General features: G+C 74.1%; 26 protein-coding genes and 1 pseudogene. 9 read left to right on the top strand and 18 right to left on the bottom strand.

Annotated elements, in window-relative coordinates:
* Positions 1 to 82: 82 nt before the first annotated feature.
* From AC3ET4_RS12360 to hisI, 5 genes are all read right to left on the bottom strand, one after another.
* Positions 83 to 499: a DUF2752 domain-containing protein gene (locus tag AC3ET4_RS12360; protein WP_431948756.1), complete on the bottom strand. Its 417-nt coding sequence runs from the start codon at positions 497 to 499 to the stop codon at positions 83 to 85.
* 109 nt (positions 500 to 608) lie between these two features.
* Positions 609 to 821: an HGxxPAAW family protein gene (locus AC3ET4_RS12355; RefSeq protein WP_431948755.1), complete on the bottom strand. Its 213-nt coding sequence runs from the start codon at positions 819 to 821 to the stop codon at positions 609 to 611.
* Between the two features lie 122 nt (positions 822 to 943).
* The gene (locus AC3ET4_RS12350; protein ID WP_431948754.1) at positions 944 to 1,621 is read right to left on the bottom strand and encodes a TIGR02234 family membrane protein; all 678 of its coding nucleotides are present in this window, start codon (positions 1,619 to 1,621) and stop codon (positions 944 to 946) included.
* An 89-nt stretch (positions 1,622 to 1,710) separates the two neighbouring features.
* Positions 1,711 to 3,231, bottom strand: a complete 1,521-nt coding sequence (locus tag AC3ET4_RS12345) for an anthranilate synthase component I (RefSeq protein WP_431948753.1) — start codon at positions 3,229 to 3,231, stop codon at positions 1,711 to 1,713.
* A gap of 32 nt (positions 3,232 to 3,263) precedes the next feature.
* Positions 3,264 to 3,611 carry a phosphoribosyl-AMP cyclohydrolase gene (gene hisI, locus AC3ET4_RS12340; RefSeq protein WP_431948752.1) on the bottom strand — a complete coding sequence of 116 codons (348 nt, stop codon included), beginning with the start codon at positions 3,609 to 3,611 and terminating at the stop codon, positions 3,264 to 3,266.
* A gap of 81 nt (positions 3,612 to 3,692) precedes the next feature.
* On the opposite strand from hisI, the gene AC3ET4_RS12335 reads away from it, so the two are divergent.
* From AC3ET4_RS12335 to AC3ET4_RS12315, 5 genes and pseudogenes are all read left to right on the top strand, one after another.
* Positions 3,693 to 4,571: a hypothetical protein gene (locus AC3ET4_RS12335; protein WP_431948751.1), complete on the top strand. Its 879-nt coding sequence runs from the start codon at positions 3,693 to 3,695 to the stop codon at positions 4,569 to 4,571.
* A 39-nt stretch (positions 4,572 to 4,610) separates the two neighbouring features.
* Complete coding sequence (locus AC3ET4_RS12330; RefSeq protein ID WP_431948750.1) at positions 4,611 to 5,249, top strand: TIGR03085 family metal-binding protein; 639 nt, start codon at positions 4,611 to 4,613, stop codon at positions 5,247 to 5,249.
* A gap of 201 nt (positions 5,250 to 5,450) precedes the next feature.
* A pseudogene (locus AC3ET4_RS12325) lies at positions 5,451 to 5,901 on the top strand (NUDIX hydrolase).
* Positions 5,902 to 5,904: 3 nt separating this feature from the next.
* Entirely contained in the window at positions 5,905 to 7,089 is a 1,185-nt protein-coding gene (locus tag AC3ET4_RS12320; protein ID WP_431948749.1) for an MFS transporter, read from the top strand.
* Positions 7,090 to 7,192: 103 nt separating this feature from the next.
* On the top strand, positions 7,193 to 7,945 hold the full coding sequence (locus AC3ET4_RS12315; RefSeq protein WP_431948748.1) for a hypothetical protein: 753 nt from the start codon (positions 7,193 to 7,195) through the stop codon (positions 7,943 to 7,945).
* 36 nt (positions 7,946 to 7,981) lie between these two features.
* Here the strand turns inward: AC3ET4_RS12315 and hisF are convergent, their stop codons facing one another.
* From hisF to hisD, 8 genes are read right to left on the bottom strand one after another with little or no spacing between them, the layout of a single operon-like run.
* Complete coding sequence (gene hisF, locus AC3ET4_RS12310; RefSeq protein ID WP_431948747.1) at positions 7,982 to 8,746, bottom strand: imidazole glycerol phosphate synthase subunit HisF; 765 nt, start codon at positions 8,744 to 8,746, stop codon at positions 7,982 to 7,984.
* 5 nt (positions 8,747 to 8,751) lie between these two features.
* Positions 8,752 to 9,150, bottom strand: coding sequence for a Rid family hydrolase (locus tag AC3ET4_RS12305; protein ID WP_431948746.1), 399 nt, complete (start codon positions 9,148 to 9,150; stop codon positions 8,752 to 8,754).
* The gene (gene priA, locus AC3ET4_RS12300; protein ID WP_431948745.1) at positions 9,147 to 9,881 is read right to left on the bottom strand and encodes a bifunctional 1-(5-phosphoribosyl)-5-((5-phosphoribosylamino)methylideneamino)imidazole-4-carboxamide isomerase/phosphoribosylanthranilate isomerase PriA; all 735 of its coding nucleotides are present in this window, start codon (positions 9,879 to 9,881) and stop codon (positions 9,147 to 9,149) included. The genes AC3ET4_RS12305 and priA overlap by 4 nt, the downstream gene beginning before the upstream one ends.
* A 13-nt stretch (positions 9,882 to 9,894) precedes the next feature.
* Positions 9,895 to 10,545 (bottom strand): imidazole glycerol phosphate synthase subunit HisH, encoded by a 651-nt coding sequence (gene hisH / locus AC3ET4_RS12295; protein WP_431948744.1) that lies wholly within the window; start codon positions 10,543 to 10,545, stop codon positions 9,895 to 9,897.
* A gap of 14 nt (positions 10,546 to 10,559) precedes the next feature.
* Entirely contained in the window at positions 10,560 to 10,712 is a 153-nt protein-coding gene (locus AC3ET4_RS12290; protein ID WP_431948743.1) for a hypothetical protein, read from the bottom strand.
* Positions 10,712 to 11,305 carry an imidazoleglycerol-phosphate dehydratase HisB gene (gene hisB, locus AC3ET4_RS12285; RefSeq protein ID WP_319661088.1) on the bottom strand — a complete coding sequence of 198 codons (594 nt, stop codon included), beginning with the start codon at positions 11,303 to 11,305 and terminating at the stop codon, positions 10,712 to 10,714. Before hisB ends, AC3ET4_RS12290 begins: the two co-directional genes overlap by 1 nt.
* A gap of 4 nt (positions 11,306 to 11,309) precedes the next feature.
* Positions 11,310 to 12,410, bottom strand: a complete 1,101-nt coding sequence (locus AC3ET4_RS12280; RefSeq protein WP_431948742.1) for a histidinol-phosphate transaminase — start codon at positions 12,408 to 12,410, stop codon at positions 11,310 to 11,312.
* Positions 12,407 to 13,729, bottom strand: a complete 1,323-nt coding sequence (gene hisD / locus AC3ET4_RS12275) for a histidinol dehydrogenase (protein WP_431948741.1) — start codon at positions 13,727 to 13,729, stop codon at positions 12,407 to 12,409. The genes AC3ET4_RS12280 and hisD overlap by 4 nt, the downstream gene beginning before the upstream one ends.
* A 130-nt stretch (positions 13,730 to 13,859) precedes the next feature.
* Here hisD and AC3ET4_RS12270 point away from each other — a divergent pair, with 130 nt between their 5' ends.
* The 3 genes from AC3ET4_RS12270 to ybaK all read left to right on the top strand — a co-directional run bounded on the left by AC3ET4_RS12270 (position 13,860) and on the right by ybaK (position 17,136).
* Positions 13,860 to 15,431: an oxidoreductase gene (locus AC3ET4_RS12270; RefSeq protein WP_431948740.1), complete on the top strand. Its 1,572-nt coding sequence runs from the start codon at positions 13,860 to 13,862 to the stop codon at positions 15,429 to 15,431.
* A gap of 479 nt (positions 15,432 to 15,910) precedes the next feature.
* Positions 15,911 to 16,618, top strand: a complete 708-nt coding sequence (locus tag AC3ET4_RS12265) for an LON peptidase substrate-binding domain-containing protein (protein WP_431948739.1) — start codon at positions 15,911 to 15,913, stop codon at positions 16,616 to 16,618.
* A 17-nt stretch (positions 16,619 to 16,635) separates the two neighbouring features.
* Complete coding sequence (gene ybaK / locus AC3ET4_RS12260; protein WP_431948738.1) at positions 16,636 to 17,136, top strand: Cys-tRNA(Pro) deacylase; 501 nt, start codon at positions 16,636 to 16,638, stop codon at positions 17,134 to 17,136.
* Between the two features lie 363 nt (positions 17,137 to 17,499).
* Here ybaK and AC3ET4_RS12255 read toward each other — a convergent pair whose 3' ends face one another.
* The 5 genes from AC3ET4_RS12255 to AC3ET4_RS12235 all read right to left on the bottom strand — a co-directional run bounded on the left by AC3ET4_RS12255 (position 17,500) and on the right by AC3ET4_RS12235 (position 21,463).
* The gene (locus AC3ET4_RS12255) at positions 17,500 to 18,030 is read right to left on the bottom strand and encodes an ABC transporter permease (protein ID WP_431948801.1); all 531 of its coding nucleotides are present in this window, start codon (positions 18,028 to 18,030) and stop codon (positions 17,500 to 17,502) included.
* A gap of 142 nt (positions 18,031 to 18,172) precedes the next feature.
* Positions 18,173 to 18,889, bottom strand: coding sequence for an ABC transporter permease (locus AC3ET4_RS12250; RefSeq protein WP_431948800.1), 717 nt, complete (start codon positions 18,887 to 18,889; stop codon positions 18,173 to 18,175).
* A 110-nt stretch (positions 18,890 to 18,999) separates the two neighbouring features.
* Positions 19,000 to 19,134, bottom strand: coding sequence for a hypothetical protein (locus AC3ET4_RS12245; RefSeq protein ID WP_431948737.1), 135 nt, complete (start codon positions 19,132 to 19,134; stop codon positions 19,000 to 19,002).
* Complete coding sequence (locus AC3ET4_RS12240) at positions 19,131 to 20,141, bottom strand: ABC transporter ATP-binding protein (protein ID WP_431948736.1); 1,011 nt, start codon at positions 20,139 to 20,141, stop codon at positions 19,131 to 19,133. Before AC3ET4_RS12240 ends, AC3ET4_RS12245 begins: the two co-directional genes overlap by 4 nt.
* 59 nt (positions 20,142 to 20,200) lie before the next feature.
* The gene (locus AC3ET4_RS12235; RefSeq protein WP_431948735.1) at positions 20,201 to 21,463 is read right to left on the bottom strand and encodes an NYN domain-containing protein; all 1,263 of its coding nucleotides are present in this window, start codon (positions 21,461 to 21,463) and stop codon (positions 20,201 to 20,203) included.
* 205 nt (positions 21,464 to 21,668) lie between these two features.
* Here AC3ET4_RS12235 and AC3ET4_RS12230 point away from each other — a divergent pair, with 205 nt between their 5' ends.
* Positions 21,669 to 21,842, top strand: coding sequence for a hypothetical protein (locus AC3ET4_RS12230; protein ID WP_431948734.1), 174 nt, complete (start codon positions 21,669 to 21,671; stop codon positions 21,840 to 21,842).
* Positions 21,843 to 21,894 lie beyond the last annotated feature (52 nt).

The raw sequence follows: 21,894 nt of genomic DNA, 5'->3' as shown, positions 1-21,894 counted from the left end.
GTAACCGCCGGTGGGCGGAGCACCCGCATCCGGCGGTGCCGCCGCCCGCCGGCGGACCGTACGGACCCTGTCGCGGAGCAGGTCAGGGAGCCAGCGCGGCTCCGAACGGGAGGTTGCGGACGACGGTGAAGAGGGCCACGACGCCCACGATCGCCCACCAGTGGACGGCCCGCGGAGCGAGGGCGAACGGCTGCCCGCGCAGCGTCCTGGTGAACCAGACCGTCCACAGCACGGCGAAGAGCAGATAGCCCGCCACGGCGAGCGCGTTGAGGCCGAACGCGGTGCCGAAGTCCCCGTGCACGACCGCGTAGGCGCTGCGCAGCCCGCCGCAGCCCGGGCAGTACAGGCCCGTGTAGTGCAGCAGGGGGCACACGGGATAGTGCCCGGCCTCGTTCGGGTCGAAGGTGCCGACGTACGCGAAGGCGGCGGCGACACCGCCGAGGACGCCCAGAGGGGCGGCGAGGGCACTCGGCTTGGGCCTGGCGGCGGTCTCGGTCACCCCGTGATTGTGCCGCTCCGTGCCCGCCCGGAACAGCCGGGGTGGCCGGAAAACGCCGAGCCGCCACCGGCGAACCCACCGGCAGCGGCTCCACAGCCCCTCACACGGATCAGGCGCGCTGCTTCTCCGGCCGCTGCTGGCCGAGCCCCGCGGCACGCATGCCGAGACCGACCAGACCGCCCAGCGCCGCCACCGCCAGGCCCGCGAACATACCGATCGGCTCCGCCAGGACGACGAAGGCAGCCGCGACGCAGAAGCCGATGAAGGCGATGGTCACGCCGGTCCAGGCGGCAGGGGTGTGTCCGTGGCTGTTGCCCGCCATGAGTGCTCCCAAGTCGTTCTTCGAGAAAAGGTCGTCAGTTCGTCCGCCCGCGCGACGGCACGGGTCACCCGACATTGTCCCCCGTTGCGCTCACGCCTCGCGCGCGGGGGTGGCCCGGCGCGTCAGGGTGCCTCGGTGGGGTCCTCACCGCGGTCGAGCGCCTTCCACAGGTCTTCGGGGCGCCCCTCGCCCGCACTTGACGCGGCGGCACGGGTGGGGCGGGTGGAGCGGGCGCCGTTCGGGGTGGCGCGGCCGTACCGGTTCGACATACCGGGCCAGGTCCGCGCGCGGAGCAGGGCGACGGCGCCGGCGAGCAGCAGGAGCCCGGCGCCGGCCGCGCAGACGCCCGGCCAGGCACTGGTGGAGGCCCCGGTGACGGTGGTACGGGACAGACCGCTGGCGGTCGCCGCGGCCGCGTCCAGGGCCGAGGTGTCGCCCAGCGACAGCAGTGCCGCCGCCAGGGCCCCGGCCCCGCACAGCGCGATCAGCCCGCCGACGAGCAGCCGGGCGGCTCCGCGGACGGCGAAGACCGCGACGAGGGCGGCGAGGCCCACCAGCGCGAGCGCGCCCGGCACGCCGGTGACCTGCTGGCCGGAGACTTCGACCGGCATTCCGCCGGCGGCGAACGGGGCGCTGCCTTCCTGCCAGGTCTTGCCCGAGGCCAGGAGCACGACCGCGGCACCGAGCACACCGCTCGCCAGGGCGAGGAGGAGGCTGCCGCGGCCGGCCGAGCGCCGGCGCGACGTGGACTCGGCGGCCGGCTCTGCGAGGGTGCTGGGCTGGGGTACGGGGCTGCTCACCCGTCCACTATCCCCCGTCGCCGCGCAGCCCCGGCACGCGGGGCCCGCCCCGCGTCCGTCCGGTGCCCGTGGGCGTCCGTCCGGACGGGTCACGCCCCCGGGCGCATCCGGTTCGCCGTGGCGACGGCGCGGAGCACCGCGGCGGCCTTGTTCCGGCACTCGGTGTCCTCGCTGACGGGGTCCGAGTCGGCGACGACGCCGGCGCCGGCCTGCACGTAGGCGGTTCCGTCGCGCAGCACCGCTGTGCGGATGGCGATCGCGGTGTCGGAGTCCCCGGCGAAGTCCAGGTATCCCACGGCTCCCCCGTACAGGCCGCGCCGGGTGGGCTCCAGTTCGTCGATGATCTGCATCGCGCGGGGCTTGGGCGCGCCCGACAGGGTGCCCGCGGGGAAGCAGGCGGTCAGGACGTCGAAGGCCGTGCGGCCGGCGCCGAGGCTGCCGGTGACGGTGGAGACGATGTGCATGACGTGGCTGTAGCGCTCGATCGACATGAAGTCGACGACCTCGACGCTGCCCGGCTCGCAGACCCTGCCGAGGTCGTTGCGGCCGAGGTCCACCAGCATCAGGTGCTCGGCGCGCTCCTTGGGGTCGGCGAGCAGTTCGTCGGCGAGCGCCTGGTCCTCCCGGGGCGTCGCGCCTCGCGGCCGGGTGCCCGCGATGGGGTGCACCATGGCCCGGCCGTCCTCGACCTTCACCAGCGCCTCCGGACTGGAGCCGACGACGTCGAAGCCGTCGAAGCGCAGCAGGTACATGTACGGGGAGGGGTTGGTCGCCCGCAGTACGCGGTAGACGTCGAGCGCGCTCGCCGAGCAGGGCGTCTCGAAGCGCTGCGAGGGCACGACCTGGAAGGCGTCGCCGGCCCGGATGTACTCCTTGGCCGTCTCCACCGCGGCCTGGTACGCGGGGCCGCCGAAGCGCGAGACGACCTCCTCCGGCAGCCGGGAGGGCGGCAGTTCGGCGGGCGCGGAGTCCACGGGGCGGGCCAGGTCGGCGGTCATGGCGTCGAGGCGCCGCACGGCCTCGGCGTGGGCCTCGTCGACCCCGGTCTCCAGGTCGTTGTGGTTGATCGCGTTGGCGATCAGCAGCACCGAGCCGTCCCAGTGGTCGAGCACCGCCAGGTCCGAGGTGAGCAGCATGGTCAGCTCGGGCAGCCCCAGGTCGTCGCGGGCGTGGTCGCCGATGCGCTCCAGCCGGCGTACGACGTCGTAGCCGAGGTAGCCGACCATGCCCCCGGTGAACGGCGGAAGCCCGGCGTCGTCGTGCAGGTCGCGCGGGGTGTGCAGGGCCTCGATCGTGGCCCGCAGCGCCTCCAGCGGGTCGCCGTCGGCCGGCACCCCGACCGGGGGTGTGCCCGTCCAGTGGGCCCGGCCGTCGCGCTCGGTCAAGGTGGCGGCGCTGCGGACGCCGACGAAGGAGTACCGGGACCACGACCGGCCGTTCTCCGCGGACTCCAGCAGGAAGGTGCCGGTCCGTTCCGCGGCGAGCTTCCGGTACAGAGCGACCGGGGTGTCCCCGTCGGCCAGCAGCTTCCTGCTGACCGGGATGACGCGGCGGTCCCGCGCCAGCTTGCGGAAGGTCTCGAGGTCGGGGGTGACGGTGCCCGTGGTCATGGTCCGCAGCCTAATGCCCGGGCGCGGCCCGTTCAGGACAGCGGCAGGTCGCCGGCGTCGAAGCAGGTGCGGTCGCCGGTGTGGCAGGCCGCGCCGACCTGGTCGACCTTGACCAGGATCGTGTCGCCGTCGCAGTCCAGGGCCACCGACTTCACGTGCTGGACGTGACCGGAGGTGTCGCCCTTGACCCAGTACTCCTGGCGGCTGCGGCTCCAGTAGGTGCAGCGGCCGGTGGTGAGGGTGCGGTGCAGCGCCTCGTCGTCCATCCATCCGAGCATGAGGACCTCGCCGGTGTCGTACTGCTGCGCGACAGCGGGCACGAGGCCATCGGGGGTGCGCTTGAGACGGGCGGCGACGGCTGGGTCGAGCGGGGATTCCATAGCACCATTCTGCCCGCTCCCGGCGGTGGGACTTCGGCTCCGGCGCTCACTGGCCTCACCCGTATGGGGCATGCTTCGTCCATGAGTTTTCCTCCGACGTCGCCGCCCGACGAGCCGCGCTCCGGACAGGGCGGCGGTTTTGGGCCGCCTCCGGGGGGTTTCGGCCCGCCGCAGTACCAGCCGCAGCCGCAGTACCAGCCGCAGCCGTCGCCGCCGTACCAGAACCAGCAGCAGTTCCCGATACCCCCGCAGCAGGGCGGCGGTTACGGCTACCCGCCCCCGCAGCAGGGCGGCGGTCACGGCTACCCGCCCCCGCAGCAGGGCGGCGGTCACGGCTACCCGCCCCCGCAGCAGGGCGGCGGTTACGGCTACCCGCCCCCGCCGCCCCCGCCGCGCGGCCGTGGCGGCGCCAAGGTGGCCGCACTCGCCATCGGCGCGGTCGTCCTGGCGGCGGTCGTCGTCGGCGGCCTGGCGGTCGCCCTCGGCGGCGGGGACGACGACAAGGGCGCTACCGGATCCACCAGCAGCAGCCCCACCACCTCGACTCCCACCGACCGCGACACGGCCGTCGCGTCCACGCAGCCGGACCCCTCGGAGACCTTCCGCAAGTACGTCGTGCTGAGGCCCGGCCAGTGCTTCGACGACCCGGGCCTGGACAGCGGCGTCACCGAGGTCACCACCGTCTCCTGCGACGGCCCGCACGACGCCGAGGTCATCGCCAACGAGACCATCACGGGCAGCTTCGCCACCGAGGCCGAGCTCAAGGCGAAGGTCCTGAAGCTGTGCGAGGCCGACGCCGCCAAGCGCCTGAAGGACCTCGAGGACAACCCCGGTTACTTCTACTACGCGCTGTACCCGAAGCTCACGGGCTACCAGGTCCAGGGCATGAACACCGTCTCCTGCTCCCTGACGCTCAGCAACAAGCTCGACGGCGAGAAGCTGACCGAACCGCTGACGTAGCTACTGCCCACCGGCGGTGGACGGACGTAGGCTGACGGCATGTCGACTCATGCCCAGCGTGAACGTCTGCTCCTCGCCGACCTGCTGGAGAGTGCCGGCCCCGAGGCGCCAACCCTCTGCGAGGGCTGGACCACCCGCGACCTCGCCGCCCACATCGTGGTGCGCGAGCGCCGCAGTGACGCCTCGGCCGGCCTGGTCATCCCCTTCCTCGCGGACCGGTCGGAGCGTGTGCGCAAGGAGTTCGCCGAACGCCCCTACCAGGAACTGATCCGGCTGATCCGCAGCGGGCCGCCGCGGATGTCGCCGTTCGCCCTCAAACAGATCGACGAGGCGGCCAACACCGTCGAGTTCTACGTCCACGCCGAGGACGTGCGCCGGGCCCAGCCGGACTGGTCGCCGCGCGAGCTGGACCCGGTCTTCGCCGACCTCCTCTGGTCCCGGCTGGAACGCACCGCCCGGCTGCTGGGCCGCAAGTCCCCGGTGGGCGTGGTGCTGCGCCGTCCGGACGGCCAGACCGCGGTGGCGCACCGCGGCGCCCCGGTCGTCACGGTCACCGGGGAGCCCGGCGAACTGCTGCTGTTCGCCTTCGGCCGGCAGAACTCGGCCCGGGTGGAGACGGAGGGCGACAAGGACGCGGTGGCCCGGCTGTATGACGCCAGGCTGGGGATCACCGGCTGACGCGCCCAGGGGCCGCGGCGGGCGCGTTCCGACCGCCGCGGCGCCGGCGCGGCGACCCTCACGACGGCCCCCAGCGGCCGCCGCCCGACCGGGCAGCGGTTCCGTACCGGCCCGGTGCGCGGCGTATCGGAGCTACGCTCTGCGGCCATGGACACGGACCGGGGCGGGACAAGAACGGGCGTCGAGGTGACGGGGATCGGGATGCCGGTGCCGCGTCCGGGTGAGACCTGGGCCGTCGGGGGGGGTGATCCTCGACGCGCAGGGCAGGGCCTTCGCCCAGCGCCGCTCCCCCGGCCGCCGGCTCTTCCCGGACTGCTGGGACATCGTCGGCGGCCATGTGGAGCCCGGCGAGACCCTCCTGGCGGCCCTCGCCCGCGAGGTGGAGGAAGAGACCGGCTGGCGGCTGCGCGCGGTACGGCGGCTGATCGGGGTGTCCACCTGGGAGGGCGACGACGGACAAGGCCTGCGCCACGAGGCGGACTTCGTCGTCGACGTCGACGGCGACCTCACGCGGCCGCGCCTGGAGCCCGGCAAGCACACGGCGTACGGCTGGTTCGGTCCGCAGGACCTCGAACGGCTGAAGGAGAACCGCGCGCCGGGTGAGACCCTGGTGCACGCAGTGATCGGCGCAGCGCTGGACCTCCGTGGGTGACCTGTGCCGTATCTGAAGCTGCTCCGCCGGCCCCATGTGGGCCGGCTGCTCGCCGGTTCGCTCGTCGGGCGGCTGCCCACCGCCATGGCGGCCCTCGCCATCGCGCTGACGCTGCGCGCCGCGGGCGCCGACTACCGGCTGGTCGGCGCCGCGGGGGGCGTCTACGCGGTGTCCGGAGCGATCGGCGGGCCGCTGCTCGGACGGTGGGTGGACCGGCTGGGCCAGCCGGGCGTGCTGGTCGTCTCGTCGCTGGTGTCGGCCGCCGGCTTCGCCGCGCTGGCCGCCGCGCCGGGCAGTACGGCGGTGGCGGTGCTCGGTCCGGCCGTCGCCGGGGCGGCCTCGCCTCCGCTGGAGCCGTGCCTGCGGGCGCTGTGGCCCGATCTGGTGGAGCCCGGCGAACTGGAGTCGGCGTACGCCGTGGACGCCGGCGCGCAGGAACTGGTCTTCATCGGCGGCCCGCTGCTCGTCGGCGGGCTGGCCGTGGCAGGCCCGGCCCGGATGGCGCTGCTGGTCGCGGCCGCCCTCGGGGTGGCGGGCGCGATCTGCGTCGCGACCTCCGCGCCCTCCCGTGCCTGGGTCTCCGCCGCCCGTTCGGTCCACTGGCTGGGCCCGCTGCGCAGCCGGGCCCTGGTGGTGCTGCTGTGCGCGCTGACCGGCTGCGGCTGGGCCCTGGGCACGTTCAACGTCTTCGCCGTCGCCTACGCGGAGCGGCACCCGCTGCCCGGCGGCGCGGGCGCCCTGCTCGCGCTGAACTCCACCGGGGCGCTGATCGGCGCCCTGCTCATCGCGGCCCTGCCCTGGCGGGCGGACGCCGCCGCCAAGGCGGCCGTCACCGGCGCCGGTATGGCCCTCACCTTCTGGCCCTTCACCCTGCTCCCCGGCCCGCTGCCGATGGCGCTTGCCGCCCTGCTCAGCGGGGTGTTCTTCGCACCGCTGCTCACCGTGGTCTTCCGCCTCACGGGTGAGCTCGCCCCGGCGGGCACCGTCACCGAGGCGTTCGCCTGGCTGGTCACCCTCGTCACCACCGGCATCGCGGGCGGCTCCGCGGTCAGCGGCCTGGTCCTCGCCGACGGCTCGCTGCGGGCGGCCGCCGTCAGCGCCGCGAGCGGTGCCACCCTCTCCGCCCTCACCCTGGCCGCCGCGCGCCCCTTCCTGGCCCGCCGCGCCGCCCTCCAGCCCGCCGGGTAGGCCGCGCGGGCGCCCCGGTGCCCGCTCCCGGCAGGTTCGAGGGGCGTGCGACTGCCGTGTCCGCCGTCTGTCGCCGCGGCCGCGCCGCCTTCATGCTGGCGCCGTGGTTCGCATCGTCAGTCATGCCGTGCACGTCGCGCCGGTGCCCCGTGCCTGGTTCACGGGCATGGTCGGCATGCTCGCGGAGGTCGCGGAGCAGTCCCGGACCGACGGCGGGCGGGTGCTGCTGCCCGGGGGGCGTGTCGTGCCGGACGTCACGCTGGTCACCGGACGGCATGTGCGGCCCGGGGCGGTGTACGACGCCTCGGACGAGGAAGCCGAGGTCCGGCTCACGGTCCGCGACTGGAACCGGCGCGGGATGGTGCGCCTGGAGCAGGTGACGACCGTACCGGACGGCCGCCTCCGCCTGGTGGGCGTGCTGAAGGACGCCCGGCAGCCCCGGCTGGTCCAGGTGGACGGGACCGCACAGGGCGAGAGCGCGCGGCCGTGGCTGGCGCGGGCGGCCGGCAGCGCCCGGGTGGACTTCGACGCCTGGTGGACGGCGGCGGACACCGGGGTCCCCGCGCGCGGCGGCCCCGCCCGCGCGCACCTGGTCCATCGCCTGGCACGGGCGGAGCTCACCGTGGCGCCCCGTCCGGCGGAAGGCGGGTGGCAGGTCCGCGTGACGGTGTCCGTGCGGGGCCGGTGGCTGCTGCGGCCGGTGGGGGCCGTCGTCCTGCGGCTCGCCCGGCCGTGGATGCGGCGCGCTCTGGTGCGCTCGGTGGACGAACTGGCCGAGCGGTGGAACGAGGAGGTGCCGAAGGCGGTGGCGCGCAGCCCGTTCCAGTGGCGTGCGGAGCTGCTGCGCGAGCGGTGAACCGCGCCTCGGAGCCGGGGCGGCCGGGCGCCCGCCTCAGCGCACCGGGTGCCCGGCGTCGCGCAGCGTCCGCTTGACCTCGCCGATGCTGAGGTCGCCGAAGTGGAAGACGGAGGCCGCGAGGACGGCGTCGGCGCCGGCGGCGACGGCCGGGGGGAAGTCGGCGGCGCGGCCCGCGCCGCCGGAGGCGATGACGGGGACGGTGACGTGCTTGCGGACGGCGGCGATCATCTCGGTGTCGTAGCCGTCCTTGGTCCCGTCGGCGTCCATCGAATTGAGCAGGATCTCGCCGGCGCCCAGTTCGGCGGCGCGGTGCGCCCACTCGACCGCGTCGATGCCGGTGCCCTGCCGGCCGCCGTGGGTGGTGACCTCGTAACCGGACGGGGTCCCGGCGTTGGTGCGGCGGGCGTCCACGGACAGCACCAGCACCTGCCGGCCGAACCGCTCGGCGATCTCGCGCAGCAGATCGGGGCGGGCGATCGCGGCGGTGTTGACGCCCACCTTGTCGGCCCCGGCGCGCAGCAGCCTGTCGACGTCGTCGGCCGACCGCACGCCGCCGCCGACGGTGAGCGGGATGAAGATCTGCTCGGCGGTGCGCCGCACCACGTCGTAGGTGGTCTCACGGTCGCCCGAGGAGGCGGTGATGTCGAGGAAGGTCAGCTCGTCGGCGCCCTCGGCGTCGTAGAGCCTGGCCATCTCGACGGGATCGCCGGCGTCCCGCAGGTCGCGGAAGTTGACGCCCTTGACGACCCGGCCGCCGTCCACGTCCAGGCAGGGGATGACTCGGACCGCCAGGGTCATGCTGCTCAAGCTCCTCGGAACGCTTCCAGTTCGACTTCGACCAGGACCCGGGGGTCCGCGAACCCGGAGACGACGACCACCGTGGCGGCGGGGCGCACGGCGTCGAAGACCTCCTTGTGGGCCCGGCCCACCGCGTCCACGTCGCGGGTGTGGGTGAGGTACACGCGAGTACGGACGACCGATTCGGCGCCGAGGCCGAACTCCCCGAGCGTGGCGAGCGCGTTGGCGAACGCCGTCCTGGCCTGCTCGTAAGGGTCTCCCTCGCCGTACAGCACCGGGCCGACGAACGGCATCGTGCCGCCCACCAGGACCAGGTCCCCCGCCGCGACGCCGCGTGCGGAACCGAACTGTTCCTCGAAGGGGCCGTCGCCGCGCACACGCCGTACGGCGGGGGTGTGGGTCATCGCGACACGGCCTCCAGAGCCTCCTCCAAGGTGAAAGCCTTGGCGTACAGGGCCTTACCCACGATGGCGCCTTCGACTCCTTCGGGGACCAGGCCGGCGATGGCCCGCAGATCGTCGAGGGAGGAGACGCCTCCGGAGGCGACGACCGGGCGGTCGGTGGCGGCGCAGACGTTCCGCAGCAGCTCCAGGTTGGGGCCCTGGAGGGTGCCGTCCTTGTTGATGTCGGTGACGACGTAGCGGGCGCAGCCCTCCGCGTCCAGGCGTGCCAGCGTCTCGTAGAGGTCGCCGCCGTCGCGGGTCCAGCCGCGGCCGCGCAGGGTGGTGCCGCGGACGTCGAGGCCGACCGCGATCCGGTCGCCGTGCTCGGCGATGACCTTGGCGACCCACTCCGGGGACTCCAGGGCGGCGGTGCCGAGGTTGACCCGGGTGCATCCGGTGGCGAGGGCCGCGGCCAGCGTCTCGTCGTCGCGGATGCCTCCGGAGAGCTCGACCTTGATGTCCATGGAGCGGGCGACCTCGGCGATCTGCCCGCGGTTGTCCCCGGTGCCGAAGGCGGCGTCCAGGTCGACCAGGTGCAGCCATTCGGCGCCCGCCTGCTGCCAGGCCAGGGCGGCGGCCATCGGGTCGCCGTAGGACGTCTCGGAGCCGGACTCGCCGTGGACGAGGCGGACGGCCTGGCCGTCGCGGACGTCGACGGCGGGCAGGAGTTCGAGGCGGTGCGTCGTGCTCATGGCGGCGTGCGTCCTAGTCCTTGAAGGTGTCGAGCCAGTTGGCCAGCAGTTGGGCGCCGGCGTCGCCGGACTTCTCGGGGTGGAACTGGGTGGCCCACAGCGGGCCGTTCTCCACCGCGGCGACGAAGGGCTCGCCGTGCGTGGCCCAGGCGACCCTGGGGGCCCGGATGGTGGGGTTGGCGGTCTCCAGCTCCCAGGCGCGCACCGCGTACGAGTGCACGAAGTAGAAGCGGGTGCCGGCGTCCATGCCGGCGAACATCCGGGAGTCCTCGGGGGCCTCGACGGTGTTCCAGCCCATGTGCGGCACGACCGGCGCCTGCAGCGGCTCGACGGTGCCGGGCCACTCGTCGAGGCCCTCGGTGGTGACGCCGTGCTCGACGCCCTTCTCGAAGAGGATCTGCATGCCGACGCAGACGCCCATCACGGGCCTGCCGCCCGACAGCCGGCGCCCGATGATCCACTCACCGCGCACCGCCGTCAGCCCGGCCATGCAGGCCGCGAAGGCCCCGACCCCGGGGACGAGGAGCCCGTCGGCGTTCATCGCCTCGTCGAAGTCGGCGGTGATCTCCACGTCCGCGCCGACCCGGGCGAGCGCGCGTTCGGCGGACCGTACGTTGCCGAAGCCGTAGTCGAGGATTACGACCTTCCTGGCGGCCTTGCTCATCTGACGCCAACCCCCTACAGCCGCAGCAGGCCGGCCGCCAGCGACATGGCGGAGCCGACACCGAGCAGCACGACGACGCTCTTGGGCATCTTCTGCTTCCAGAAGGAGTACACCCCGCCGGCCAGGAAGAGACCGAGCAGGATGAAGAGGACCGCGGCCTTGCTCATCAGAGGGCGCCCTTCGTCGAGGGGAGGATGCCGGCCGCGCGCGGGTCGCGCTCGGAGGCGTAGCGCAGGGCCCGGGCCAGCGCCTTGAACTGGCACTCCACGATGTGGTGGGCGTTGCGCCCGTACGGGACGTGGACGTGCAGGGCGATCTGGGCCTGGGCGACGAAGGACTCCAGGATGTGCCGGGTCATCGTCGTGTCGTAGGAGCCGATCATCGGCGCCATGTTCTCGGGTTCGGTGTGCACCAGGTACGGGCGGCCCGACAGGTCGACGGTCACCTGGGCGAGGGACTCGTCCAGCGGGACGGTGCAGTTGCCGAAGCGGTAGATGCCGACCTTGTCGCCGAGCGCCTGCTTGAAGGCGGCGCCCAGCGCGAGGGCGGTGTCCTCGATGGTGTGGTGGGTGTCGATGTGCAGGTCGCCCTCGGTCTTGACGGTGAGGTCGAACAGGCCGTGGCGTCCGAGCTGGTCGAGCATGTGGTCGTAGAAGCCGACGCCGGTGGAGATCTCGGTCCTGCCGGTGCCGTCGAGGTCGAGCTCGACGACGACGGAGGTCTCCTTGGTCGTGCGCTCCACGCGGCCGACGCGTGTCATGTGGTCAGTGCTCCTTCTTCAGCTCGCGTACCGCTTCGAGGAACGCGTCGTTCTCTGCCGGGGTGCCCGCGGTGACCCGCAGCCGCCCCGGTACGCCGTTGTCGCGGACGAGCACGCCGCGGTCGAGGATCGCCTGCCAGGCGCGGTGGCTGTCCTCGAAGCGGCCGAACTGCACGAAGTTGGCGTCGGAGTCGGTGACCTCGTAGCCGATCGCCCTCAGCTCGGCGACCAGGCGGTCCCGCTCGGCCTTCAGCTGCCCGACGTACCCCAGCAGCGTATCGGTGTGCTCCAGGGCGGCGAGCGCGGTGGCCTGGGTGACGGCCGACAGGTGGTACGGCAGCCGCACCAGCTGGACGGCGTCCACGACCGCGGGGTCGGCGGCGAGGTAGCCCAGCCGCAGGCCGGCCGCGCCGAAGGCCTTCGACATGGTGCGGCTGACCACCAGGTTCGGGCGGCCCTCGATCAGCGGCAGCAGGGAGGGGCGGTGGCTGAACTCGCCGTACGCCTCGTCGACGACCACCAGGGAGGGTCCGGCGGCCTGGGCGGCCTCGTACAGCGCCACGACGGTGCCGGGTTCGACGGCGGTGCCCGTGGGGTTGTTGGGCGAGGTGACGAACACCACGTTCGGCCGCCGCTCGGCGATGGCCTGCTCGGCGGCGGCCGCGTCGATGGTGAAGTCCTCGCGGCGCGGGCCGGCGATCCAGCCGGTGCCGGTGCCGCGGGAGATCAGGGCGTGCATGGAGTACGAGGGTTCGAAGCCGATCGCGGTGCGCCCGGGGCCGCCGAAGGTCTGCAGCAGCTGCTGGATGACCTCGTTGGAGCCGTTGGCGGCCCACACGTTGGCGAGGCCCACCTCGTGCCCGGCGGTGCGGGTCAGGTACTTCGCCAGTTCCGTGCGCAGTTCCACCGCGTCCCGGTCGGGGTAGCGGTTGAGGTCGCGGGCGGCCTCGCGGACCCGCTCGGCGATCCGCTCGACCAGCGGCTCGGGCAGCGGGTACGGGTTCTCGTTGGTGTTCAGGCGTACGGGCACGTCGAGTTGCGGGGCGCCGTAGGGGGACATGCCGCGCAGTTCGTCCCGGATGGGCAGGTCGTCGATGCCGGTCACGAACCCGGAACCGTCCAATCGAATCGGGCGCGGACCGCGGCGCCGTGCGCGGGCAGGTCCTCGGCGTCGGCCAGGGTCACCACGTGCGGGGCGATCTCCGCGAGCGCCTCTCGCGTGTAGTCCACGACGTGGATGCCGCGCAGGAAGGACTGCACCGACAGGCCCGAGGAGTGGCAGGCGCAACCGCCGGTGGGCAGGACGTGGTTGGAGCCCGCGGCGTAGTCGCCCAGCGAGACCGGGGCGTAGGCGCCGACGAAGACCGCCCCCGCGTTGCGCACCCGGGCGGCGACGGCGGCGGCGTCCTCGGTCTGGATCTCCAGGTGCTCGGCCGCGTACGCGTTCACCACCTGCAGGCCCTGCTCGATCCCGTCGACCAGGACGATCCCGGACTGCCGGCCGGACAGCGCGGGCGCGATCCGGTCCGCCACGTGCCGGGTGGCGGCGACCTGCCGCTCCAGCTCCTTCTCCACCGCCTCGGCGAGGTCCACGGAGTCGGTGACCAGGACGGCGGCGGCCAGCGGGTCGTGCTCGGCCTGGCTGATCAGGTCGGCGGCCACGTGCACCGGGTCGGCCGTGGCGTCGGCGAGGACGGCGATCTCGGTCGGGCCCGCCTCCGCGTCGATGCCGATCCTGCCCTTGAGCAGGCGCTTGGCGGCGGCGACCCAGATGTTGCCGGGGCCGGTGACCATGTTCACCGGACGGCACTCCTCGGTGCCGTACGCGAACATGGCGACGGCCTGGGCGCCGCCCGCGGCGTACACCTCGTCGACGCCGAGCAGGGCGCACGCGGCGAGGATCGTCGGGTGCGGGAGCCCGCCGAACTCCTTCTGCGGGGGCGAGGCGACGGCCATCGAGCCGACCTGGGCCTCCTGCGCGGGCACGACATTCATCACAACGGAGGACGGGTAGACCGAGCGGCCGCCGGGCACGTACAGGCCCACCCGCTCCACCGGCACCCACCGCTCGGTGACCGTGCCGCCGGGCACGACCTGCGTGGTGTGGTCGGTGCGGCGCTGCTCGCCGTGGACGAGCCGGGCGCGGCGGACGGACTCCTCCAGCGCGGTCCGCACCTTGGGGTCCAGCTCCTCCAGTGCCCGGGTCAGCGCCTCGGCCGGGACGCGTACCCGGTCGATGGCGACGCCGTCGAACCTCTCCGCGTACTCGATCAGTGCCGCGGTGCCGCGATGCCTCACGTCCTCGCAGATCGGGCGCACCTTCTCCAGCGCGGCCTCGACATCGAGCTCGGCACGGGGCAGCAGGTCGCGGTCGACACCGTCCGCCGGGAAGGCGTCGCCGCGCAGATCGATACGGGAGATCACTCTCTCAAGTGTAGAGAACCGCCCCTGGGGGCTTCGCCGAGTATCAGTCCGTGATACGCGTACCGGCCCCGCACGGTGATCTCCCCCGCTAGCGTTGCCGTCGTCGCGGAGAGCCACGGGAGGGGAACCGGTGACCGAGCCGTCGGATGTCGCGCCGCCGCACGACTGGACCGCTGTGGAGCAGGGCCTGTGGGACGCGTTCCGCCGGGGGGAGCTGTACGACCTGCGCACCGGCATCCCGGAGCGCGACGACCCCGCCGCCGACCGCTTCTGGGGCCCGGACCGCACAGTGCGGGCCGAGGTGATCGCCAAGCTGCTGCTCGACGGGCCGCAGGCCGCCTCGGGACGCGTGTCGTGCGTGAAGCTGTCCGGGGCCCAGATCAGCGGGCAGCTCAATGTGTCGGGCGGCACCGTGGTCCCGTATGTGGAGCTGCACGACTGCCGCTTCGAGCAGCAGGTGCTGCTGGCGGAGTGCACCTTCACGACGCTGCGCCTGGTGCGCTGCGCGATACCGCGGCTGGAGGCGGCCCGGCTGCACACCTCGGGCGACCTGCACCTGCCGCAGTGCACGATCGAGGGCGGGATCCGGCTCACCGACGCCCACATCGGCACGGACCTGCTGCTCAACCAGATCACCCTGCGCAAGGACCGGCACGGCCGGGCGCTGGCGGCCGACGGGCTCGTCGTCGCCCAGGACGTCGAGGCCGAGCTGATCGAGGCGACCGGCGAGATCAGTCTGCGCAGTGCCCGCATCGGCGGTCGCCTCAGCCTGCGCGGCAGCCGGCTGCAGAACCCGTACGGGCGCTACGCGCTCAACGCGGCCCGGGTCACCGTGGAGCACACGCTCTACCTCAGCGCGGGCTACGTCGGCACGGGCGGCTCCGGCGGCGGCACGCCGCCGCTGGGCGTGCGCACCCGGCGTTTCAGCGCGGACGGCGGGGTGCGGCTGGACGACGGGCGGTTCGGCAACGCGGTGATCATCCACCAGGCGCGGTTCCGGCTCTCCGCCGGGCAGCAGCTGTCGCTGCGCCGGGTCCAGACCCCCGAACTGCGGCTGACCCTCGAGCAGCCGCCGACCGGGACGATCTCGCTGGCCGGCGCGCGCGTGGGCAACCTCACCGACAACCGCACCTGCTGGCCCGAGGCCGGCGGCCTCGACCTGGTCGGCTTCGCCTACGGCTCCCTCAGCCCAGAGGGCGCCTTCCCCCTGCGCGCCCGGATCGACTGGCTGGCCGCCGCCACGCCGGAGTACAGCCCCGAGCCCTACGAGCACCTGGCGGCCGCCCTGCGCGCGAGCGGTGAGGACGCCGACGCCCGCGAGGTGCTGCTGGCCAAGCACCGCCGCCGCCGGGAGACCCTGCCGCTCGCCGGCAAGCTGTGGGGATACCTGCAGGACGTGACCGTCGGCTACGGCTACCGCGCGGGCCGGGCCGCCATATGGATGGCCCTGCTGTGGGCGCTCGGCGCGGTCTTCTTCTCCGCCCACGGCGAGCCCCAGCCCGTCGACGGCGGCGCCTTCCCCCACTGGAGCGCCCCGCTGTTCGCCCTCGACCTGCTCCTGCCGGTCATCAACCTCGGACAGGACAACGCCTGGCGCCTCGACGGCAGCGCTCAGTGGGCCGCCGCGGCCCTCACCATGCTCGGATGGATCCTCGCCACCACCGTCGCCGCCGGCGCGTCCCGCCTCCTTCGCCGCGGCTGACACCCGCGCGCCCACCGAGCGCGCTGGGGGCCGGGTGCGCGGGCCGCGACCGGCACCCCGGCAGGCATGCCGCCGGCAGGCCAGAGAGACCGCCGCGGCCCGCACCGTACTCGGCTGGATTCCTCACCGCCGACGACACGCCCCCGCCTCCTCTGCCCTGCAGCTGCCGCCGGGACGCGCGGACGCGAAGGGCCGACCGCCCCGGCGAGGTGCGAACGCCGGACGAGGCCACCGGCCGCCCGACAGCACCCCGGAGCTCACCCGGGCGGGCGGCCGCGCAGTGCCCGTGCTCGGAGGCCGCCCCAGCGTCGTACGCCCGCGGCCGCCCCGTACGGCCGGCCGCATCCCGACGCCGAGCCGCCGACCCGCGGCGGCGGGCGAGCGCCGCCCGGTGCGCCCCGCCCCGCCAGGAGGCGAAAACGGGCGGCACGGGACGAGACGGCAAGGGGCGGGCGCCGCAGGCCCTAGGCTTGCTGCCCGTGACCGCTCGCCTTCCGCTCTTCCCGCTCGGCTCCGTCCTCTTCCCGGGGCTCGTGCTGCCGCTGAACGTCTTCGAGGAGCGCTACCGCGCCCTCTTCCGCGAATTGCTGGCCGTGCCGGAGGACACTCCGCGCCGGTTCGGCGTGGTGGCGATCAAGGACGGCCACGAGGTCGCCCCCGCCGGGGCGAAGGACGCGGCGGCCGGATACGCGGCGGATCTGTCCGAGGCGCTGTATCCCGTCGGCTGCGTCGCGGACGCGACGACCATCGGGGAACGCGGTGACGGCGGCTTCGACGTCGTGGCCACCGGCACCACGCGCTTCAGGCTGCTGTCGGTGGACGCCTCGGGGCCGTACCTCGTCGGTGAGGTGGAGGAGGTCGCGGAGGAACCGGGCATCGGTTCGGGGGCGCTGGCGTCCGACGTGGCGCGCGCCTTCCGGATCTACCGCAAGCGGCTGGCCGGGGCACGCGAGCGGAGTCTGGCCGGGCACCAGGAACTGCCGGACGACCCGACCGTGCTGTCGTACCTGGTGGCGGCCGCGACCGTCGTCGGGACCCCGGCGAAGCAGGCGCTGCTGGAGGCGCCGGACACCGCGGCGCGGCTGGAGCAGGAGTTGCGGCTGCTGCGTCACGAGGCCGCCGTCATCGACAAGCTGCGCGTTCTGCCCGCAGTGGACCTGACCCGGCAGGTCCCGAGCCCCAACTGACGTATTCTCTGAGCGCCATGGCCAAGAAGAAGCAGTCGTCCTCCGGCGGCACGCCCGCCACCGTCGCCTTGGAGAAGGCGAACGCCGCCTTCACTGTGCACGCGTACGCCCACGACCCCGCCTCGGAGCTCGGCTACGGCCAGGAGGCCGCGCAGGCGCTGGGCACCTCCCCCGACCGGGTGTTCAAGACCCTCGTCGCGGACGTGGACGGGGCGCTCACGGTCGCCGTCGTCCCCGTCGCGGGCTCCCTGGACCTGAAGGCGCTCGCCTCCGCGGCCGGGGGCAAGCGGGCCGGCATGGCGGACCCGGCCGCCGCCGAGCGGACCACGGGCTATGTCAGGGGCGGCATCTCCCCGCTGGGCCAGCGCAAGCGGCTGCGCACCGTGGTGGACGCCTCCGCGCTGGAGCACACGACGGTCTTCGTCTCGGCCGGCAAGCGCGGCCTGGAGGTCGAGCTGGCGCCCCAGGACCTGGTGCGGCTCACGGACGCGGTCGTCGCGCCGATCGCACGTGCCTGACCCCGGGCGCCGCGCTCCTGAAACATCCTGGGTGGCACTTCGAGCTGCGCAGGCCCAAGGGCATTCCTGGCCCCGTTGCCGAAGCTGCCGGGGTTTCGCCGGTCTCGCGATGGCTCAGCAGCACCCGCCTGGACAAATCCATCACGCGTGACCTCTACACCGCCGCCTTCTACCTCGACAAAGACTCTCACCGCGTCCTCTTCGTGCGGTGAACCCCGTGAATCCCAAGGGCGAGGGTGTCGTCGTGGGCGGCTGAACAGTGTGCTCGACCCCGCGCACTGCGTCGGCCGACGGCGCTGTGTCCACGGCCAAGGGCCCGGCAGGCGCCCCGGCACGACCTCGCGGGCTCCGGCGTCCGGCCGGTCAGCCGCCCGCGGGAGGCGGCGGCTGCGCGGCGGGGGGTTGCTCGTCGCGCGATGTGAAGGCCGTGGTGAGCGCCAGGTGCGTGAGGACGGCCCCGATGGGCCACGCCAGAAGCGCGCCCTTGGCCTGGAGCTCGAGCGGACCGTCGAACACCTTCTTCGCGCCGACCGCCCTGGCGTGCGCGATCAGGTCGCTCGTGGGGCCGAGCCAGCTGCCCAGCCGCCAGGCCAGCAGGGAGCCCAGTACGCCGCCCACGGCCATGCCGAGGACGACTCCGACGCCGCCGCGCCGGTTCCGCCAGTAGACGAGCGCGCCGGTGAGCACCCCGATGCAGAGTCCGAGGAGGACGAAGGTGCCGTCGGCGCCGATCGCCTGCTCCCCTTCGGTGTCCTTGAGGTAGACCGCCTTGCCGTCGGAGACCAGCGGGATCCGCGGCGCGAGCCACAGCCACAGCAGGCCGAGGAGCACGCCCGTCACGGCCACGAGCACCGCCGTCAACGCGCCGCTCTTGAGCTCCCGGACGGGGTCCATGCGGCCCTCCTGCTCCGAGGACGGCGGCAGCGGCGCGGGCGGCCATGGCTCATGCGAGGTCGAAAGCGCGGTCACCCTGCCATCGTGCCAGGTCCGTCCACGACACGCGTCACCGGCACCTCGGCAGCCCCATGCCCGAAGGTCACCGGCAGGCCGCGCGGCGGTAGGCCCAGGTGGCCACTGCCAGTGACACCAGGCCGACGGCCGCGCACACCGACAGGTCGGCCACCACGCCCAGCCAGTGGGGGCGGGCGTCGAAGCTGCGGATGAGGGCCTCCACGCCGTAGGTGGAGGGCAGCAGATCCCGTACGTAGCGGATGGGCTCGGGGAGGTTGCCGGCCGGCAGCACCCCCAGCAGCAGCGCGGCCGACATGCCGAGCTGCCCGGCCAGGGTGGCCAGCTCCTGGCGCGGCGCGAGCAGTCCGAGCGCCGCCCCCAGCCCGGAGAGCGCGGCCCCCGCCAGCGGGATCACCGCGGCGAGCACCCACAGGTTCGCCACGGGCAGCTGGAACAGCGCACAGCCGATGCCCGCCGTCACGAGCGTCCCGGGCACGGTGAAGGAGGCGTACGCGCCCGCCACACCCAGCACCACCGCGGCCGGCGGCACCGGAAGGGTCGCGTAGTGGTCGAGCCCGCCGGAGGCGCGCAGCTGCCCGAAGTACTGGGCCAGCAGGTTGAGCGCCACGAAGGCGACGACCAGCACGCTCGACCCGGCGACCACCGCGCGCGCGGCCGGACCGCCGTCGACGACACCCCGCATCATGATCATGATGCCGACCGACTGGAAGGTCGCCACGAACAGCAGCGGGATCCGGGCGATGCGCGCCCGGGACAGCTGCGCCCGGTACACCGCGGCCATCGCCGGCAGCAGCCGGGCGCGCGGGGCGAGCGTCGCGGCCTCCGCGCCGAGGGGGGTGACGGGCGCCGCCGGAGCCGCCGTCGGGGTGGCGGCTCCCGTGGAGATGATGGTCACTGCGTACCGCCCTGCTGCGCGGTGCCGCGCGCCATGTCCAGGTTCACGTTCCGGTCCACGTCCGAGGTCATGGTCATGCCGCCGGGGTTGACGCCATTCCGGCTGTCGCCGCTGCCGTTGCCGCCGTTCACGCCTTGACCAGTCCCTTCCCCCGGCCGCCGAGCGCCAGGTAGACATCCTCCAGGCTCGGCGCCGTCAGGGTGAAGTCGTCGAGTGCGGTGAAGGCGGGGCCACCGGTCAGCTCGGCGACCAGGGCACGGGCCCGCTGCTGCGGCAGCCGCAGCGTCCAGCGGCGCCCGGTGACACCGGCGGTCTCCCGCAGGGCCGCCACCGCCGGCACGGCCAGCGGGGGCTCGTCCCGCCACACGAGGTCCAGCCGTACCTCGTCGGCGACCAGCGCCTTGAGCCCAGCAGGGGTGTCGCAGGCGATCACCCGGCCCTCGTCGATGACCGCGACCCGGTCGAGCACGGTCTCGGCCTCGATCACGTTGTGGGTGACCAGCAGCACCGTGGTGCCGTGTGCGGCGCGCCGCCGGTCGACCGCCGCCCACACCGCGCGCCGGGCCACCGGGTCCATGGCGGTGGTCGGCTCGTCCAGGACGAGCACCGGCCGCTCGCCCACCAGGGCGGCGGCGAAGCAGGCGAGCCGGCGCTCGCCGCCCGACAGGCGCTTGAGCGGCCGGGAGGCGAGGGCGGTGAGTTCCAGTTCCTCCAGGACCGCGTCGCGTTCGGCGCGCGCGGACCCGGCGTCGAGGCCGCGCAGCCGTCCGGTGGTCTCGGCGGCGAGGGCGACGGTCAGCTCGTCCAGCGCGCTCGACTCCTGGCCGAGGTAGCCCACCAGTCGCGCCGCGCGCTCAGGGTGCCGTACGAGGTCGTGCCCGAGCAGTTGCACGCTGCCCGCGTCGGGGCGCAGCAGTCCCGTCAACTGGCGCACGAGGGTGGTCTTGCCGGCGCCGTTGGGGCCGAGCAGCCCGAAGATCTCGCCGCCCCGGATGTCCAGGTCGATGCCGTCGTTGGCACGCACCGGGGGGCTCCCGGCGCCGCGCCTGCCCCGCCCGGCCGGGTAGCTCTTCACGAGCCCGCGCACGGTCACCACCACCGCCCGCGCGGTGGCGTCCTGTTCCGTGCCCGTACTCACGAGGATCGAGCCTACGCTGCGTCCAGGCCGGAAGGCGCCGCAGGGTGGGTCCGGCGCGCTCACTCCCCCGCCGGAGCTCCCGCGGGGGCCGCGCGGGCGTCGATCTCGCGCCAGAAGCCCGCCCGGATGGCGTAACGGTCGTGCTCGTCGATCTGGTCGTCCTTGTGGGCCAGGAGCCCGAACCGGGCGGCGTAGCGCAGCAGCTCGCCGTCGATGCGGTGCGGGACGCGAGGGTACTCGGCGGAGAGCTCCTGCAGGTGGGACGGGTCGGTGAGCCGGCCGATCCAGCGGCGGGCGAAGACCTGGCCGACCTCGTACGGGTCGCCGCTGACGGCCGTGATGTCCTCCTCGCGGTCCGCCCAGCGCTGTTCGGGGCTGGTGAGCTGGGCCAGAGTGGGCAGGCCCGGGTCGGCGGCCTCGGCGCCGCCGACCAGCCCCCGGTCGGAGGACCAGCGCAGGGTCGCGCCGGCACCGGCCGGGGAGGCGGTGGCCTGGGAGGCGGGATGCGCGGCGGAGTGCCCGCGGTGGACGAGGCCGGCGACGTCCTTGGGGGTGGGCACCACTGCCTTGCCCGAGGCGGCCGCGGGCGACCCGGGCTTCGCCCGGTTGCCGTTGCGGTCGGCGGTGGCGACCTGGGGCGCTGCGGCGCCCGGCTCCGCGGGCTGGTCGGCCGCGGGCTGCGGCTCGGCCCCCTGAGCGGTCTCGGGCAGCGGCGCGGAGAGGATGGCGGCGATCTCGGGCCGCGGGGTGAGGGGCGCGCAGACCCCGGCGGGCTCGCGCACACGGATGGCCCGGGTGATCCACTCCCGGTCCAGCACGCGCCGCTCGTCGGCCTCGGCCACCAGGTCCTCGGACTGGTTGAAGTCACCGTCCGCGGCCTGCACGGCCCACAGGTGGACGGCGACGCCGTGCTCCTTCGCCGTCATCATGCCGGGCAGGAGATCGCCGTCGCCGGTGACCAGCACGACGTCGGAGCACGCCCGGTTGCGGGCCAGCTCCGACAGCTCGGCGTGCATGGCCGCGTCGACGCCCTTCTGCGCCCAGCGCCCGTCGGTGCGGGTCAGCGCGCCGAGGCGGACCGTCACCCGGGGCATCACGCGCAACCTGCGGTGCTCCGGTTGGGGGACGCGGTCGGGGGCGCCGTCGAACCAGTAGATCCGCAGCAGCGGCCGCCCGGTCTCCTGCTCGGCGCGCTCCCGCAGACCCGTGACGATCTCGGAGTGGTCGACGGTGATCCGGGACCGGGAGGGCTCTCCGGCGAGGAGGCTCGCGGCGGCTCCGAGCAGGTAGCCGGCGTCCACGAGGACGACGCAGCGGTCCATCGGTCTCACCCTCTTCTCCGAAAGTCCTGCCGTCCGTCCCCCTGGCGACGCTGTCGCCCCGAGTCTGCCCGAACTCCGGGGCGTTGTGACCGGTTACGCGATCACCGGCGCGCCACACTGAGGCAACTGCCCGAAATGCGACCTTCGTACTCACGTGCAAGCCTGGGTGCGGCCCATCATCCGTGATTTCCCCCAAGGAGGAATCGTGGGCAAGAACAAGAACCGGGGCGAACGTACCGGCCGGCAGCACGACCGCAGCGCCGCGACCACCGAAGAGCACGCGAAGAGCGCGGGCGGACGCGAGCCGATGGCGATGACGGCCCCGGGTGCCGAACCGCACACCTCGCCCAAGCGGCAGAAGAAGTTCGGCCACAACTAGCGCGCAGCGCCGCTCGCTCATGACCGAGGGTGGGACCCCGGCCGGAAGGGGG

This window comes from Actinacidiphila sp. bgisy167 (genome assembly GCF_057707665.1).
This window is presented reverse-complemented; position numbering and strand designations above follow the sequence as displayed.

Coding starts and splice junctions, on each gene's coding strand:
- AC3ET4_RS12355 (WP_431948755.1), bottom strand. CDS start 821: ATGGCGGGCAACAGCCACGGACACACCCCTGCCGCCTGGACCGGCGTG.
- AC3ET4_RS12345 (WP_431948753.1), bottom strand. CDS start 3,231: ATGACCACGGGCACCGTCACCCCCGACCTCGAGACCTTCCGCAAGCTG.
- hisI (WP_431948752.1), bottom strand. CDS start 3,611: ATGGAATCCCCGCTCGACCCAGCCGTCGCCGCCCGTCTCAAGCGCACC.
- AC3ET4_RS12335 (WP_431948751.1), top strand. CDS start 3,693: ATGAGTTTTCCTCCGACGTCGCCGCCCGACGAGCCGCGCTCCGGACAG.
- AC3ET4_RS12330 (WP_431948750.1), top strand. CDS start 4,611: ATGTCGACTCATGCCCAGCGTGAACGTCTGCTCCTCGCCGACCTGCTG.
- hisF (WP_431948747.1), bottom strand. CDS start 8,746: ATGACCCTGGCGGTCCGAGTCATCCCCTGCCTGGACGTGGACGGCGGC.
- AC3ET4_RS12305 (WP_431948746.1), bottom strand. CDS start 9,150: ATGACCCACACCCCCGCCGTACGGCGTGTGCGCGGCGACGGCCCCTTC.
- priA (WP_431948745.1), bottom strand. CDS start 9,881: ATGAGCACGACGCACCGCCTCGAACTCCTGCCCGCCGTCGACGTCCGC.
- hisH (WP_431948744.1), bottom strand. CDS start 10,545: ATGAGCAAGGCCGCCAGGAAGGTCGTAATCCTCGACTACGGCTTCGGC.
- AC3ET4_RS12290 (WP_431948743.1), bottom strand. CDS start 10,712: ATGAGCAAGGCCGCGGTCCTCTTCATCCTGCTCGGTCTCTTCCTGGCC.
- hisB (WP_319661088.1), bottom strand. CDS start 11,305: ATGACACGCGTCGGCCGCGTGGAGCGCACGACCAAGGAGACCTCCGTC.
- ybaK (WP_431948738.1), top strand. CDS start 16,636: ATGGCCAAGAAGAAGCAGTCGTCCTCCGGCGGCACGCCCGCCACCGTC.
- AC3ET4_RS12255 (WP_431948801.1), bottom strand. CDS start 18,030: ATGGACCCCGTCCGGGAGCTCAAGAGCGGCGCGTTGACGGCGGTGCTC.
- AC3ET4_RS12250 (WP_431948800.1), bottom strand. CDS start 18,889: ATGGCCGCGGTGTACCGGGCGCAGCTGTCCCGGGCGCGCATCGCCCGG.
- AC3ET4_RS12235 (WP_431948735.1), bottom strand. CDS start 21,463: ATGGACCGCTGCGTCGTCCTCGTGGACGCCGGCTACCTGCTCGGAGCC.